Source organism: Mycobacterium sp., from assembly GCF_047975165.1.
Taxonomy (GTDB): Bacteria; Actinomycetota; Actinomycetes; order Mycobacteriales; family Mycobacteriaceae; genus Mycobacterium.
The window spans coordinates 96,107-110,663 of sequence record NZ_JBKECZ010000087.1; the positions used below are offsets into that span (position 1 = coordinate 96,107).

The window sequence follows — 14,557 nt, forward strand, 5'->3', positions numbered from 1 at the left end:
TGGTTCCACTCACGGTCGTCCCCTCGGCCGCCAAGCCGAAGACCTGTTGTCCCCCCGAGTGGGGAGGCTAGGATCGCGGTATGAACCCCGCGCGAATGGGCCGTAGACGGTTGCCAGAACAGTGGGGTTGAGTCTGATCAAGGAAGGCCAAAGATGACCACCCGATCCCCGGCCGCGTCCGCGCAGCCGCACGTTTCCGCCGACATGAGTGGCGTCGCCGACACAGTGGCCCGACTGCGCAGAACCTTTCGCAGCGGCCGCACCCGCAGTTACGAGTGGCGTAGGGAACAGCTGCTGGCGCTGGCGAGGTTGATGGAGGAGAACGAGTCGATTATCGCAGCGGCGCTGAGAGAGGATCTGGACCGCAACGACACCGAGACGTTCATCGCCGACGTCGCCACCACCTACAGCGAAGCGAAGTACGCCGCCAAGAAGCTGCGCAGGTGGATGCGCCGCAAGTACCTCCTGCTGGAATTGCCGCAGCTGCCCGGCCGCGGATGGGTGGAGTACGAACCCTACGGCACGGTGTTGATCATCGGGGCTTGGAACTATCCGTTCTACCTGACGCTTGGTCCGGCTGTAGGTGCGTTGGCCGCCGGCAACGCCGTGATCCTCAAACCGTCCGAACTTGCGCCGTCGTCGTCGCGGTTGATGGCCGAGTTGGTGCCCAAGTACCTGGATCCGGACGCGGTCGCGGTGGTCGAGGGCGACGGCATGGTGAGCCAGGAACTGATCGCCCAGGGCCTGGACCGGGTGTTGTTCACCGGCGGCACCGAGATCGGCCGCAAGGTGTACGAGGGCGCGGCACCGCACCTCACGCCGGTGACGCTGGAACTCGGCGGCAAGAGCCCGGTGGTGGTGGCGGCCGATGCCGACCTGAATGTGGCGGCCAAGCGGATCGCCTGGCTGAAGATTCTCAACGCCGGCCAGACCTGTGTCGCACCGGACTATGTGCTCGCCGACGCGAGCATCCACGACGAGCTGGTCGACAAGATCGGTGCGGCCCTGACGAAGTTCCGGTCCCAGGACAATCCGGCCGGGATGCGGATCGTCAACCAGCGGCAGTTCGATCGGCTCGACGGGTACCTTTCGGAGGTGGAAGCCGGCGGGACCGGCCGGGTCGTCGCGGGCGGCAACCGTGACGCGTCGACCCTGCGCATCCAGCCGACCGTTGTCACCGACGCGGACCCGGACAGCCCGGTGATGCAGAACGAGATATTCGGTCCGATCCTGCCGGTTCTCACCGTCAAAGGTCTCGACGAGGCCATCGACTTCATCAATGCGCGGCCCAAGCCGCTTTCGGCTTACCTGTTCACCACGTCGCGTGATACCCGGGAGCGGTTCATCAAGGAGGTGCCGGCGGGCGGCATGCTGATCAATCACCTGGCATTCCAGGTGTCGACGGCCAAGCTCCCGTTCGGTGGGGTCGGGGCATCGGGCATGGGCGCCTACCATGGCAAGTGGGGATTCGACGAATTCAGCCATCGCAAGTCGGTGCTGACCAAGCCGACGCGCCCCGATTTCTCCACGATGCTCTACCCGCCCTACACCGAACGGGCTCTGAAGCTGGCTCGCAAGCTGTTCTAGCCCGGGACCGTTCGCCCGGCGCCGGCTCCGACCGGTGCCGGGGCGGAGCCCTGATGGCTCCGTGTCGCTCAACCACAAGAGAGGAACCCGATGCCCGGAGTGCAGGATCGTGTCGTCGTCGTCACCGGAGCCGGTGGGGGCTTGGGCCGGGACTACGCCCTCACCCTCGCCCGGGAAGGAGCCTGCGTCGTCGTCAATGACCTCGGCGGCGCCCGTGACGGCACTGGCGCGGGTTCAGCGATGGCCGACCAGGTGGTCGCCGAGATTCGTGACGGTGGGGGCCGCGCGGTCGCCAACTACGACAGCGTCGCCGAACCAGAGGGCGCGGCGGGCATCATCAAGACCGCGCTGGACGAGTTCGGTGCCGTGCACGGGGTCGTCAGCAACGCTGGCATTCTGCGCGACGGCACCTTCCACAAGATGACGAACGAGAACTGGGATGCGGTGCTCAAGGTGCACCTGTACGGCGGCTACAACGTCATCCGCGCCGCCTGGCCGCACTTCCGCGAGCAGAGTTACGGCAGGGTGGTCGTGGCCACCTCGACCAGTGGGTTGTTCGGCAACTTCGGTCAGACCAACTACGGCGCGGCGAAACTTGGCCTGGTGGGCCTGATCAACACTCTGGCACTGGAAGGAGCCAAGTACAGCATCCACGCCAACGCCGTCGCCCCGATCGCCGCCACCCGGATGACCGAGGACCTCATGCCGCCGGAGGTGCTGGCCAAGCTCACGCCGGACTTCGTCGCACCGGTGGTGGCCTACCTGTGCGCCGAGGAATGCCCCGACACCGCATCGGTATTCGTCGTCGGCGGCGGCAAGGTGCAACGGGTTGCGTTGTTCCAGAACGAGGGCGCCAACTTCGATACGCCCCCCACCGTGGCGGATGTGGCGGACCGCTGGAGTGAGATCACCGACTTGTCGGCTACGAAGAAGGCCGGCTTCAAGCTGTAGGGGCTGAACGTCTGCCTCTGTCAACCCTTCCTGCCTTGATGAAAGCCCGGGGCCGCATATGAAAGTCGCCTTCCGTCGATGAAAGCCGCTGTCGTCGAGGAGCTTTCCGGGCCGTCCGGGATCGTCTACACCGACGTCGCCGACGTGCGCGCCAAGGCCGGCAACATTGTCATCGACGTTCGCGCCACCGGGGTCTGCTTTCCGGACCTTCTGCTGACCAAGGGCAAATACCAGCTGAAGCTGCCGCCGCCGTTCGTGCCCGGCATGGAGACCGCGGGCGTGGTGCACTCGGCCCCGGAGGATTCGGGTTTCCGGGTCGGGGAACGGGTTTCCGCATTCGGGGTACTCGGCTGCTACGCAGAACAGGTTGCGGTTCCGGTGGCCAACGTGATTCGCAGCCCAGAGGAGCTCGACGACGCCGAAGCGGTGTCACTGCTGGTCAACTACAACACCATGTATTTTGCGCTGTCCCGGCGCGCGGCGATGCGTCCCGGGCAGACGGTGCTGGTGCTCGGTGCTGCGGGTGGGGTGGGGACAGCCGCCGTCCAGATCGCCAAGGCGATGGGTGCGAGCACGCTGATCGGCGTCACTCACCGCGAGGCCGCGGCCAGCTATGTGAAGGCGCTGGGCGCCGACCACGTGCTGCACCTGGCCGAAGGGTGGGTGGAGCGGGCCCTTGAGCACACCCACGGCGCCGGAGTCGATATTGTCGTCGACCCGATCGGGGGTCGGGCGTTCGACGACGCCGTCCGGGCACTGGCTATCGACGGCAAACTCCTGGTGGTCGGCTTCGCCACCGGCCGCATTCCCACCCTGAGCGTCAACCGGCTGTTGCTGCGCAATATCGGGGTGCTCGGGGTTGCCTGGGGCGAATACCTCAACACCGTTCCCGGCTCGGTCGCCCTGTTTTCCTCGGGCCTGAACCAACTGGTTACGCTTGGCCTGAAACCGCCGCCGCCGCAGCGGTACCCGTTGTCCGAAGCACGGGCCGCATTGCAGAGCCTGGAGGACGGCGGCGTGCTGGGCAAGGTTGTGCTGGAGCCGTAGCCCGGTTGGGGGCCTGGGCCCCGGGGCCCGGCGGCCGGCGGCCGGCGGCCACGAATCGTTCGCGAGCGTAACGGAGCTGCGATTTCACGCTCCGGATTTCGCCGTGGCGTTACGCTCGCGAGCAGGCGGGGCGGCGGGGCGGCGGGGCGGCGGCTGGCGACCTGCGGCCGGAGGCCAGCCCCCCGGCTGCGGTCAGCCGCCGGTGAAGTTGTCGTATATCGAAGACGCGGCGTCGAGGAGTACTGCGATCTCGATGCCGCCGGCCATGGTCAAGATGCCGGTGGAGGCGGCGATCGGCTTGCCGACCGCATTGATCAACCCGTTCGGATCACCGGCGGCGAAGTCCTGGACTCCTTCGAGGAACAGGTTCAGCGAGTACGACGGCAGCGTGGTCACCATGGCGTTGGTGATGTCCGCGGTGGGCAGCAGCGCGGCGTAGACGTCCGACGCCGACGCCGAGACCGCGTAGGTGAGGTTGCGGTTCGCCGTCTGGAAGCGGTCGATGAGGCTTTCGGCGGTGGACTCGTTCGCCGGGGGCAGCGTGAATGACGGCGCGGCGCCGGCGCCCGTGCTGGCGTCGCCCAGCTCGGAAATGTCCTGGCTCATCGCCGGGACGATGGTGCGCAGGTCGCTGGTGAAGTCGTTCCAGCCCTCGTTGGCCAGGATCACCTGGTCGCCCAGGAAGTTCGGCGGGATCGGCGGGAACAGCTCGAACGGCGTCGGCACGTCGGCGTAGCCGGTCGAGTAGCCGTAGTTGGGGTCGCCGTAGCCGAGGTTGACGAAGTAGCGCAGGTTCGGCTCGATCAGATCCGCGATGGGGTCGCCGATTACCGGTAGCCAGCGCAGCGGGATCAGCAGCGGCAGCTCCGGTGTGGTGAGCATGTAGTAGTTGTTCAGGTCGGGGTAGGCGGCCTCGGTTTCCGGCGAGATCGGCAGCTCCACCAGGTTGTAGCCGGGTGGCAGGTTGTCCGGCTGGTAATCCCCGTAATTGGGGTGCACGAACGCGACACCCATGACGGCGTTGATGTCGGACAGGATGTTGAGCGGGTACTGCGGGAAGGAGGCGAACCCGTCGTATTGCAGGGTGTAGTTGTAGACGGGGTAGCCGGAGTCCGCCGGGGTGGCGCCGTAGAAGTCCACACCCAGCGCGGCGATGTTGAGGCCGGGGAAGCGCGACAGAAACCCGCCGTTGGGGGCCAGCTCGTTGCCGGCCAGGGTGAAGCTCAGATTGTCCGCGCCGTAGAAGACGCCCGACGCCGTGAGCTGCTGCATCAGGATCGAGGAGATGACGGCACTCTGCGAGGCGCCGAGCACCGACGTGGGATGGCCGTTGACGACCGTCCCGTAGGGCCCGAACAGTCCGTTGTAGAGCTCCTGGACGCCGCGCTCCACCGACGGCGAGAGCATCAGATCCTTGACCCCGCTGATCGGGTACAGCCCCTCGTTGGTGCTCAGCGGATAGTTGGCGCCGGTTATGGTGTAGGCCGCGTTCATCCAGGTGCGAGCCTTGTTCATGTAGCTGTTCGACGGTGTCGAGGTGCCGCTGCCGCTCATGATCATCGCTACCTCGTACGGCCCGCCGGGGTACGGGGTGACCCTTTCGACGATGTTCTCGGTGTAGGAGCTGGTGGTGGACGGGATGAAGAACGCCTGGATCTGTTTGATCAGTGATTCGATTGGTGAGGCCGCTGCCAACGGGGCAGAAAACGTTGCGGCACCAGCCGCCTCGGCGTGGCTGTAGGCGGTGCTGGCTGCGACCAGGGTCTGCTGGAACTGGCCGTGGAAGGCCTCAGCCTGACCGAGCACCCGCTGGTATTCGGCGCCGAAGGTCTCGAAGAGTTCGGCCGCAGCCGCCGACACCTCGTCCGCCGCAGCCGCAGCCACGGCGGACGTGGGGCCCAGAGCGGTCGCGTTGGCCTCGGCCAGGGCCGTGTGGATCCCGGCCAAGTTTTCCGCAGCGACCGCCATCACCTGCGGTTGGACGGCGAGAAACGACATGGGTGGGTGTTGGTGGGATCTCTCCTCACCGGGCCTTAGTTGGCGCTGAAGTTACCGGGTATCGCTGTGACGGCGTCGAGAACGGCGAGTGCCTCAAGTCCGCCGCCCATTGTCAGCATGGCTGCAGTGACGGCAAGTGGGTCGCCGACTGCGTTGATCAGCCCGTTCGGGTCGCCGCCGGCGAAGTCCTGAATTCCATCGAGGAACAGGTTCAGCGAGTAGGACGGCAGCGTGGTGGCCAGGGCGTTGGTAATGTCGGCCGCGGGCAGTAGTACGGCGTAGAAACCCGAGGCCGTCGCCGAGACTCCATAGGTGATGCGGTCGTTGGCGGCTTGGAAGTTGTCGATCATGTTGGCCAGGGTGAACTCACTGGCTGGCGGGAAGGTGAATGTCGGGGTACCTCCGCCCCCCCCGCCGCCGGACAGGTTGGAGATGTCCTGGCTCATCGACGGGATGATGGCGCTGACGTCGCTGGTGAAGTCGTTCCAGCCTTCGTTGGCCAGGGTGACCTGGTCGCCCAGGAAGTTCGGCGGGATCGGCGGGAACAGCTCGAACGGGGTCGGCACGTCGGCGTAGCTGGTCGAGTAGCCGTAGTTGGGGTCGCCGTAGCCGAGGTTGACGAAGTAGCGCAGGTTCGGCTGGACCAGATCCGCGATGGGGTCGCCGATTACCGGTAGCCAGCGCAGCGGGGTCAGCAGCGGCAGCTCATCGTGGGTGATCATGTAGTAGTTGTTCAGGCCCGGGTAGTTGGCCTCGGTTTCCGGTGAGATCGGTAGCTCGACCAGGTTGTAACCGGGCGGCAGGTTGTTCGGGTCGTAGTCCAGGTAGGTGCCGTGTACGAATGCGATCCCCATGAACGCGTTCACGTCGGACAGGATGTTGAGCGGGTATCGCGGGAAGTCGGCGAACCCGTCGTACTCCAGGGTGTAGTTGTATACGGGGTAGCCGGAGTCCACCGGGGTCGCACCGTAGAAGTCAATGCCCAGCGCGGCGACATTGAGGCCGGGGAACCGCGACAGCAGGCCCCCGTTGGGGTTCATCTCATTACCGATCAGGGTGAAGCTGAGCAGGTCCGGATTCGGAACCACACCCGAGTCTGTGAGCTGTTGCATGAATAGCGAGTGCATTATGGAACTTTGGGAGTAGCCGAACAGCGAGGTGGGACGACCGGAAATCTCGCCGGTTGCATCGTCGATCGAGAGCGTCCCGTAGGGCCCGAAGACGGCGTTGTAGAGTTCTTGGAGGCCGCGATCCACCGACGGGGTGAGCATCAGGTCTTTGATCGCCGTGAACGGGTACAGCCCCTCGTTGGTGCTCACCGGGTTGTTGGCAAAACCGTTGGTCACCAGACTGTCGAACCCAGCGTTCATGTAGGCGCGGGCCTTGGTCATGTAGCTGTCCGACGGTGTCGAGGTGCCGCTGCCGGTCAGAATGCTGGGGATTTCGAAGTTGTTGCCCGGCCACGGGGTGACCTCATCGACGATGTTCTCGGTGTAGGAGCTGGTGGTGGGGATGAAGAACGCCTGGATTTGGTTGATCAGCGATTCGAGTGGTGTGGCTGCGGCCAGTGGGCCGGTGAAGGCGGCGGCGCCGGCAACCTCAGCTTGAGTGTAGGCGATGCCGGCCGTGGACAGGGCCTGCTGGAACTGGCTGTGGAAGGCAGTGGCCTGGCTGGCTAGCTGCTGGTATTCCAGCCCGAAGGTCTCGAAGAGTTCGGCGGCGGCGGCCGACACCTCGTCGGCGGCGGCGGCCACCACGCCGGTCGTCGGGCCCAGAGCCGTCGCGTTGGCCTCGGCCAGCGCGGTGTGCAGGCCGGCCACGTTCGCCGCGGCGGCGGTGATCAACTGCGGCTGGGTGGTGAGAAACGACATGGGCGGGATTCCTTCACAGTCCGGCGTACATCGGGGGTGGCCAAATGACGGGGTGGGGTACCGGTGATACCCAACACGAGTGATAGTAGATCACGGCCGACCGCGGCGTGCGCTGGATCACAAAATTGACTGCGGCCAAGAGCGATGGCAACCCGCGGGGCTATTATCAGCCGCCGGTGAAGTTGTCGGCGATCGAGCCGACAGCCAGGATAACCGACAAGGCCTCTAGGCCGCCGGCCAGCGTAATCAGCCCGGTAGAGGCGACAATCGGATTGCCGACCGCGTTTATCAAACCGTTCGGGTCCCCGTCGGCGAATTGCTGGATACCGTCGAGGAACAGGTTCAGCGAGTAGGACGGCAGCGTGGTCACCATGGCGTTGGCGATGTCTGCGGTGGGCAGCAGCACGGCGTAGGCATCCGACGCCGACGCAGACACCGCGTAGGTGAAGCGGTCGTTCGCGGCCTGGAACCCGTCGATGAAGTTGTCGAGGGTGAACTCGTCGGCCGGCGGCAAGGTGAAGGTCGGTGTACCGCCGACCCCTCCACCCCCACTGACCAGGTTGGAGATGTCCTGGCTCATCGCCGGGGGGATTCCGCTCATGTCGCCGACGAAATCGTTCCAGCCCTCGTTGGCCAGGATCACCTGGTCACCCAGGAAGTTCGGCGGGATCGGCGGGGCAATACCGAACGGTGTGGGCACGTCGGCGTAGCTGGTCGAGTAGCCGTAGTTGGGGTCGCCGTAGCCGAGGTTGACGAACTAGCGCAGGTTCGGCTGGACCAGATCCGCGAGAGGGTCGCCGATCACCGGCAGCCAGCGCAACGGGGTGAGCAGCGGCAGCTGGCCGTAGGTGATCACGTCGTAATTGTTCAGGCCCGGGTAGTTGGCTTCGCTTTCCGGTGATATCGGCATCTCGACCAGGCTGTAGCCGGGCGGCAGGTTGTTCGGGTCGTAGTCCATGTGGGTGGTGTGTACGAACGCGATCCCCATGAACGCGTTCAGATCCGACAGGACATTGAGCGGGTACCGCGGAAAATCGACGAAGCCGTCGTACTCCAGGGCGTAGTTGTAGACGGGGTAGCCGGAGCCCGCCGGGGTGGCGCCGTAGAAGTCGATGCCCAGCGCTGCGAGGTTGAGGCCGGGGAACCGCGACAGCATCCCCCCGTTCGGGTTCATCTCGTTGCCCACCAGGCTGAAGCTGAGCAGGTCGGTGTTCGGTGAGCCGGAAGCCATCAGCTGCTGCATCAGCAGCGACGACAGCATGGAACTCTGGGAGTAACCGAACACCGTGGTCGCCGTACCCTGGGTGATCGTGCCGTAGGGGCCGAAGAGTCCGTTGTAGAGCTCCTGGAGTCCGCGGTTGATCGACGGGGTCAGCTCCAGGTCTTTGACAGCGGTGATCGGGTACAGCCCCTCGTTGGTGCTCAGCGGGAAGTTCGCGGGATTCGCCGGGTCGAAGACGTATCCCGCGTCCATCCAGTTCCGGGCATTGCCCATGTATTTAGCGTCCGGCACCGAGATGCCGCTGGGGCTCATGATCATCGGCACCGCGTACTCCTGGTCGAGGTACGGGGTGACCGAGTCGACGATGTTCTCGGTGTAGGAGCTGGTGGTGGAGGGATGAAGAACGCCTGGATCTGGTTGATCAGCGATTCGAGTGGTGTGGCTGCGGCCAGTGGGCCGGTGAACGCGGCGGCGGCCGACACCTTGTCGGCGGCGGCGGCCACCACGCCGGTCGTCCGGCCCAGGGCGGTCGCGTTGGCCTCGGCCAGCGCGGTGTGCAGGCCGGCGACGTTCGCCGCGGCGGCGGTAATCAACTACGGCTGGGTGGTGAGAAAAGACTATGGTTGAGGGGGCTTCCTGCTCTGTTTTGTTCGGCGGTGGTCAATGCGTGTGGTGTGTGGTAGCGGGCCGTGGTGTCTCAGCCTCGCAGTGCCTGCCGCAGCCTAGCAACGAGGCTGTCGGTCACCCCCGAATCCCGCAGGTAGCCGTCCAGTGAACCGAACGAATCGTCGATAGCATGCCACGCCGATTCCAGGTACTCGCGGCGCACCCCCAGAACCCCGTCGGACAGCCGCGCCTTGGTGAAGGTGACCACCTCCGGCGTCAGGCCGACGTCGGGGCGCTGAGCGATCATGTCGGTGATCCGTTCCCGCAACTGCGGTGCGGCGGCGTTGCTGCGCAGGTAGTCGGCGAGGATGGCGTCGCGGTCCACCCCGATGGCCTCCAGCACGGTGGCCACCACGAAGCCGGTGCGGTCCTTGCCGGCGAAACAGTGGGTGAGCACCGACCGTCCGGAAGCCAGCAGGCTGAATGTCTGAAGCACCGCGCGCTGCGCACCGTTGCGGGTGGGGAATTCGCGGTACTCCTCGGTCATGTAGCGGACGGTGTTCGCCTCGATCGCCTCGTCGGACTCCTCGGATCCGCTTTCGGTCAGCAGCCGCTTGAACGCGGTCTCGTGCGGCGCCTCTTCGTCGGTCACCGCATCGGTTCCAGCTCCGGTCCCGGGCCCGGCGTCCGTCGTCTCGTCGCCAAGGTCCGGCAACGGCAGCAGGTGCACCTCGACGCCGTCGGGCACCGCCCCCGGGCCGCGCCGGGCGACCTCTCTGGCCGCCCGCAGGTCGATGACATCGGTGATGCCCAGCCGACGCAGTGCCGCGCGACCGCCGTCGTCGAGGCCGCTGAGATCGCTGGACCGGAACAACCGGCCCGGCCGCAGCCCGGCCGTGGCGTCGGCGACGTCGCGAAAGTTCCAGGCTCCCGGCAGCTCCCGGAAACCCTCAGTCACGGTTGGTGACCGCCGCGGCCAGCGCGGACTGCTCCCTGCCGAGCTCGGAGCGCGCGATGGTGCGCATGTGCACCTCATCGGGGCCGTCGAAGATGCGCATCGCCCGGTGCCAGCCGTAGAGCCGGGCCAGCGGGGTGTCGTCGCAGACGCCCGCGGCACCGTGCACCTGGATGGCGCGGTCGATGACGTCGCAGGCCACCCGCGGGGCCACCGCCTTGATCTGCGAGACCAGCAGGTGGGCGGCCTTGTTGCCGTGCTGGTCGATGGTCCAGGCGGCCTTCTCGCAGAGCAGCCTGGCCTGGTCGATCTCGTTGCGGGACGTGGCGATCGCCTGCTGGACCAGGCCCTGTTCGGCCAGCGGTCGGCCGAAGGCGATCCGGTTGCGGGCCCGGTCGGCCATGAGAGCCAGCGCGCGTTCGGCCCCGCCGAGGGCCCGCATGCAGTGGTGGATGCGGCCGGGCCCCAGCCGGGCCTGGGCGATCGCGAAACCTGAGCCCTCCTCGCCGAGCAGGTTGGTCGCGGGCACCCGAACGTTGTCGTAGACGATCTCGCAGTGGCCGTGCTGGTCCTGCCAGCCGAACACCCCGGTGGAGCGCACCACGTCGACCCCCGGGGTGTTCATTGGCACCAGGATCATCGACTGCTGCTGGTGGCTGGCCGCTTCCGGATTGGTGCGGCCCATCACGATGAGGATTTTGCAGCGCGGGTCCGCCGCACCCGAGGTCCACCACTTGCGGCCGTTGATCACATAGTCGCTGCCGTCGCGCACGATCGACGTCTGGATGTTGCGGGCGTCGCTGCTGGCCACCGCGGGCTCGGTCATGGAGAAAGCGCTGCGGATCTCACCGTCGAGTAGCGGCCGCAGCCAGTCCTTGCGCTGCTGCTCGGTGGCGAACAGGTGCAGGGTCTCCATGTTGCCGGTGTCGGGTGCGGCGCAGTTGAGTGCTTCGGGGGCGAGCTCCAGGCTCCAGCCGGTGAGCTCGGCCAGCGGCGCGTACTCCAGGTTGGTCAACCCGGATTCGGCGGGCAGGAACAGGTTCCACAGGCCGCGTTCCTTCGCCTTGACCTTGAGCTCTTCGACGACGGGGGGAACGGTGAAATCGTTCGGGCCGGCCTCGTTGCGATACTGCTCGTAGGCTGCCTCGGCCGGGAAGACGTGCTCGGTCATGAAGTCGGACAGTTTCTGGTGGTAGTCGCCGGCTTTGGCGGACATTGCGAAGTCCATGTTCGCCACGATAGGACACGCGGCGGACAACCGGTGCGGCTGCCGGTGTTCGCTGTGATTGCCGTGTTTTTCACTCGACCCGGCAGTCCCGTAGGGTGTCTGAGCAATCAGAATGCGGTGCACCCCGAGGACACCGGAAAGTGCAGAAAGTAGATGTACGCGCCATGACACAAGCGCAGACGTCACCCGTCACAATCGGGGTGGTGGCCGAATCCGGAACAGACGAGCGTCGCGTCGCCCTGGTACCCAAGGCGGTGGCGGCCCTGGCGAACAGCGGCGTCGCCGTCGTCGTCGAGGCCGGAGCCGGGGAACGGGCCCTGCTGCCCGACGCCCTCTACACCGAGGCCGGCGCCACCATCGGCGACGCCTGGGCGGCGGACATCGTCGTCAAGGTTGCGCCGCCGGATGCCGGCGAAGTGGGCAAACTGCGCGACGGACAGACGCTGATCGGCTTCCTGGCACCCCGCAACGCCGACAACGCTATCGGCGCTTTGAAGCAGGCCGGCGTGCAGGCTTTTGCGTTGGAGGCCATCCCGCGTATCTCCCGGGCCCAGGCGATGGACGCGCTGTCCTCACAGGGCAACGTGTCCGGCTACAAGGCAGTGCTGCTGGCCGCCTCCGAATCGACCCGGTTCTTCCCCATGCTCACCACCGCGGCGGGCACCGTGAAGCCGGCCACCGTGCTGGTGCTGGGCGTCGGGGTGGCCGGCCTGCAGGCGCTGGCGACGGCAAAACGGCTGGGCGCGCGCACCACCGGGTACGACGTGCGCCCCGAGGTGGCCGACCAGGTCCGCTCGGTGGGCGCGCAGTGGCTCGACATCGGTATCGACGCTGCCGGTGAGGGCGGGTACGCCCGTGAACTCACCCAGGAAGAGCGTGCCCAGCAGCAGAAGGCGCTGGAAACCGCGATCAGCGGGTTCGACGTTGTCATCACCACCGCGCTGGTCCCCGGCCGCCCGGCGCCGCGGCTGGTGACCACCGGGGCGGTGCAGGCGATGAAGCCCGGCAGCGTGGTGGTGGACCTGGCGGGAGAGACCGGCGGCAACTGCGAACTCACCGAGCCGGGGCGCACCGTCGTCAAGCACGATGTCACCATCGCCTCCCCGCTCAACCTGCCGGCCACCATGCCCGAGCACGCCAGCGAGCTCTACAGCAAGAACATCACCGCCCTGCTGGACCTGCTGATCACCGACGGAACGCTGGCCCCTGATTTCGACGACGAAGTCATCGCCGACTCCTGCGTCACCCGCCAGAATGCCGGAGAGGACAGCTAGATGAACGGCATGTACGACGAACTCCTGGCCAACCTCGCGATCCTGGTGCTGTCCGGGTTCGTCGGGTTCGCGGTGATCTCCAAGGTGCCCAACACCTTGCACACCCCGCTGATGTCGGGCACCAACGCCATCCACGGCATCGTCGTGCTGGGCGCGCTGGTGGTGGCCGGCGAGGTCGAACACCCGTCCGTCGCGGTGCAGATCATCCTGTTCGTCGCCGTGGTGTTCGGCACGCTGAACGTGATCGGCGGGTTCATCGTCACCGACCGGATGCTGGGCATGTTCAAAGGGAAGAAGAAAGCGCTGCCGGGCGCCGAGCCGAAAGCGCTGCCCGGCGCCGGCGCAAAAGCCCTGCCCGGCGCCAAGTCCGAAGAGGCCGCCAAATGAATTACCTGGTGACCGTCCTCTACCTGTTGGCGTTCTCGCTGTTCATCTACGGGTTGATGGGGCTGACCGGGCCCAAGACCGCGGTGCGCGGCAACCTGATCGCCGCGGTGGGCATGGCGATCGCGGTGGCGGCCACCCTGGTCAAGATCCGGCACACCGACCAATGGGTGGTGATCATCGCGGGCCTGGTGGTCGGCGTCGTGCTCGGCGTGCCGCCGGCCCGGCTGACCAAGATGACCGCGATGCCGCAGCTGGTGGCGTTCTTCAACGGTGTCGGCGGCGGCACCGTCGCGCTGATCGCGCTCTCGGAGTTCATCGAGACCACCGGATTCTCGGCGTTCCAGCACGGCGAGTCGCCGACCGTGCACATCGTGGTGGCGTCGCTGTTCGCCGCGATCGTCGGGTCGATCTCGTTCTGGGGCTCGATCATCGCCTTCGGCAAGCTGCAGGAGATCATCGACGGCAAACCGATCGGTTTCGGCCGCCTGCAGCAGCCCATCAACCTGCTGCTGCTCACCGGGGCGGTCGCGGCGGCGGTGGTGATCGGCCTCAACGCCCATCCCGGCAGCGGCGGGGCATCCCTGTGGTGGATGATCGGCCTGCTGGTCGCCGCCGCGGTGCTGGGTCTGATGGTGGTGCTGCCGATCGGCGGCGCCGACATGCCGGTGGTGATCTCGCTGCTCAACGCGATGACCGGGCTGTCGGCCGCGGCGGCGGGCCTGGCGCTGAACAACACCGCGATGATCGTCGCCGGCATGATCGTCGGCGCCTCGGGTTCGATCCTGACCAACCTGATGGCCAAGGCGATGAACCGGTCGATCCCGGCGATCGTCGCGGGCGGCTTCGGCGGCGGAGGAGTCGCGCCCGGCGGCGGCGGGGACGGCGGTGACAGGACCGTCAAATCCACCTCGGCCGCCGACGCGGCGATCCAGATGGCCTACGCCAACCAGGTGATCGTGGTGCCCGGCTACGGGCTGGCCGTCGCCCAGGCGCAGCACGCCGTCAAAGACATGGCCGCCCTGCTGGAGGCCAAGGGAGTGACGGTGAAGTACGCGATCCACCCGGTCGCGGGCCGGATGCCCGGGCACATGAACGTGCTGCTGGCCGAAGCCGAGGTCGACTACGACGCCATGAAGGACATGGACGACATCAACGACGAGTTCGCCCGCACCGACGTGGCGATCGTCATCGGCGCCAACGACGTCACCAATCCGTCGGCCCGCACCGACGCCGCCAGCCCGATTTACGGCATGCCGATCCTCAACGTCGACAAGGCGAAGTCGGTGATCGTGCTCAAGCGTTCGATGAACTCCGGGTTCGCCGGGATCGACAACCCGCTGTTCTACGGCGAGGGAACCAGCATGCTGTTCGGGGATGCGAAGAAGTCGGTCACCGGGGTCGCCGAGGAACTCAAAGCGCTGTAGTGCCGCC

The 14,557-nt window shown here is 66.5% G+C and carries 13 protein-coding genes; 6 read left to right on the top strand and 7 right to left on the bottom strand.

Annotated features, from left to right (window positions below):
• Window positions 1-153 precede the first annotated feature (153 nt).
• The 3 genes from ACK5M9_RS08990 to ACK5M9_RS09000 all read left to right on the top strand — a co-directional run bounded on the left by ACK5M9_RS08990 (window position 154) and on the right by ACK5M9_RS09000 (window position 3,585).
• A complete protein-coding gene (locus tag ACK5M9_RS08990; RefSeq protein WP_416892814.1) occupies window positions 154-1,587 on the top strand; it encodes an aldehyde dehydrogenase family protein in 1,434 nt (477 codons plus the stop codon).
• 90 nt (window positions 1,588-1,677) lie between these two features.
• Entirely contained in the window at window positions 1,678-2,538 is an 861-nt protein-coding gene (locus ACK5M9_RS08995) for an SDR family NAD(P)-dependent oxidoreductase (protein ID WP_416892815.1), read from the top strand.
• 78 nt (window positions 2,539-2,616) lie between these two features.
• Window positions 2,617-3,585, top strand: coding sequence for an NADPH:quinone oxidoreductase family protein (locus ACK5M9_RS09000; protein ID WP_416892816.1), 969 nt, complete (start codon window positions 2,617-2,619; stop codon window positions 3,583-3,585).
• 192 nt (window positions 3,586-3,777) lie between these two features.
• Here ACK5M9_RS09000 and ACK5M9_RS09005 read toward each other — a convergent pair whose 3' ends face one another.
• The 7 genes from ACK5M9_RS09005 to ACK5M9_RS09035 form a co-directional block, all read right to left on the bottom strand.
• Window positions 3,778-5,583 carry a PE-PPE domain-containing protein gene (locus ACK5M9_RS09005; protein WP_416892817.1) on the bottom strand — a complete coding sequence of 602 codons (1,806 nt, stop codon included), beginning with the start codon at window positions 5,581-5,583 and terminating at the stop codon, window positions 3,778-3,780.
• 35 nt (window positions 5,584-5,618) lie between these two features.
• A complete protein-coding gene (locus ACK5M9_RS09010; protein ID WP_416892818.1) occupies window positions 5,619-7,454 on the bottom strand; it encodes a PE-PPE domain-containing protein in 1,836 nt (611 codons plus the stop codon).
• Window positions 7,455-7,620: 166 nt separating this feature from the next.
• Complete coding sequence (locus tag ACK5M9_RS09015; protein ID WP_416892819.1) at window positions 7,621-8,154, bottom strand: hypothetical protein; 534 nt, start codon at window positions 8,152-8,154, stop codon at window positions 7,621-7,623.
• Between the two features lie 57 nt (window positions 8,155-8,211).
• Window positions 8,212-8,994: a PE-PPE domain-containing protein gene (locus ACK5M9_RS09020; RefSeq protein ID WP_416892853.1), complete on the bottom strand. Its 783-nt coding sequence runs from the start codon at window positions 8,992-8,994 to the stop codon at window positions 8,212-8,214.
• Window positions 8,991-9,269, bottom strand: coding sequence for a PE domain-containing protein (locus tag ACK5M9_RS09025; RefSeq protein WP_416892820.1), 279 nt, complete (start codon window positions 9,267-9,269; stop codon window positions 8,991-8,993). The genes ACK5M9_RS09020 and ACK5M9_RS09025 overlap by 4 nt, the downstream gene beginning before the upstream one ends.
• Before the next feature lie 104 nt (window positions 9,270-9,373).
• Window positions 9,374-10,240: a tyrosine-protein phosphatase gene (locus tag ACK5M9_RS09030; protein WP_416892821.1), complete on the bottom strand. Its 867-nt coding sequence runs from the start codon at window positions 10,238-10,240 to the stop codon at window positions 9,374-9,376.
• Window positions 10,233-11,453, bottom strand: a complete 1,221-nt coding sequence (locus tag ACK5M9_RS09035) for an acyl-CoA dehydrogenase family protein (RefSeq protein WP_416892854.1) — start codon at window positions 11,451-11,453, stop codon at window positions 10,233-10,235. The genes ACK5M9_RS09030 and ACK5M9_RS09035 overlap by 8 nt, the downstream gene beginning before the upstream one ends.
• Window positions 11,454-11,629: 176 nt before the next feature.
• Here ACK5M9_RS09035 and ACK5M9_RS09040 point away from each other — a divergent pair, with 176 nt between their 5' ends.
• The 3 genes from ACK5M9_RS09040 to ACK5M9_RS09050 are packed head-to-tail and all read left to right on the top strand — an operon-like array spanning window position 11,630 to window position 14,550.
• Complete coding sequence (locus ACK5M9_RS09040) at window positions 11,630-12,739, top strand: Re/Si-specific NAD(P)(+) transhydrogenase subunit alpha (RefSeq protein WP_416892822.1); 1,110 nt, start codon at window positions 11,630-11,632, stop codon at window positions 12,737-12,739.
• Window positions 12,740-12,748: 9 nt separating this feature from the next.
• The gene (locus tag ACK5M9_RS09045) at window positions 12,749-13,126 is read left to right on the top strand and encodes an NAD(P) transhydrogenase subunit alpha (protein WP_416892855.1); all 378 of its coding nucleotides are present in this window, start codon (window positions 12,749-12,751) and stop codon (window positions 13,124-13,126) included.
• Entirely contained in the window at window positions 13,123-14,550 is a 1,428-nt protein-coding gene (locus ACK5M9_RS09050; RefSeq protein WP_416892823.1) for an NAD(P)(+) transhydrogenase (Re/Si-specific) subunit beta, read from the top strand. The genes ACK5M9_RS09045 and ACK5M9_RS09050 overlap by 4 nt, the downstream gene beginning before the upstream one ends.
• The last annotated feature ends 7 nt before the right edge of the window (window positions 14,551-14,557 follow it).

Bases quoted from the DNA above. Each gene is read 5' to 3' on its own strand.
- ACK5M9_RS08990 (WP_416892814.1), top strand. From the start codon at position 154: ATGACCACCCGATCCCCGGCCGCGTCCGCGCAGCCGCACGTTTCCGCC.
- ACK5M9_RS08995 (WP_416892815.1), top strand. From the start codon at position 1,678: ATGCCCGGAGTGCAGGATCGTGTCGTCGTCGTCACCGGAGCCGGTGGG.
- ACK5M9_RS09000 (WP_416892816.1), top strand. From the start codon at position 2,617: ATGAAAGCCGCTGTCGTCGAGGAGCTTTCCGGGCCGTCCGGGATCGTC.
- ACK5M9_RS09005 (WP_416892817.1), bottom strand. From the start codon at position 5,583: ATGTCGTTTCTCGCCGTCCAACCGCAGGTGATGGCGGTCGCTGCGGAA.
- ACK5M9_RS09010 (WP_416892818.1), bottom strand. From the start codon at position 7,454: ATGTCGTTTCTCACCACCCAGCCGCAGTTGATCACCGCCGCCGCGGCG.
- ACK5M9_RS09020 (WP_416892853.1), bottom strand. From the start codon at position 8,994: ATGATCATGAGCCCCAGCGGCATCTCGGTGCCGGACGCTAAATACATG.
- ACK5M9_RS09035 (WP_416892854.1), bottom strand. From the start codon at position 11,453: ATGTCCGCCAAAGCCGGCGACTACCACCAGAAACTGTCCGACTTCATG.
- ACK5M9_RS09040 (WP_416892822.1), top strand. From the start codon at position 11,630: ATGACACAAGCGCAGACGTCACCCGTCACAATCGGGGTGGTGGCCGAA.
- ACK5M9_RS09045 (WP_416892855.1), top strand. From the start codon at position 12,749: ATGTACGACGAACTCCTGGCCAACCTCGCGATCCTGGTGCTGTCCGGG.
- ACK5M9_RS09050 (WP_416892823.1), top strand. From the start codon at position 13,123: ATGAATTACCTGGTGACCGTCCTCTACCTGTTGGCGTTCTCGCTGTTC.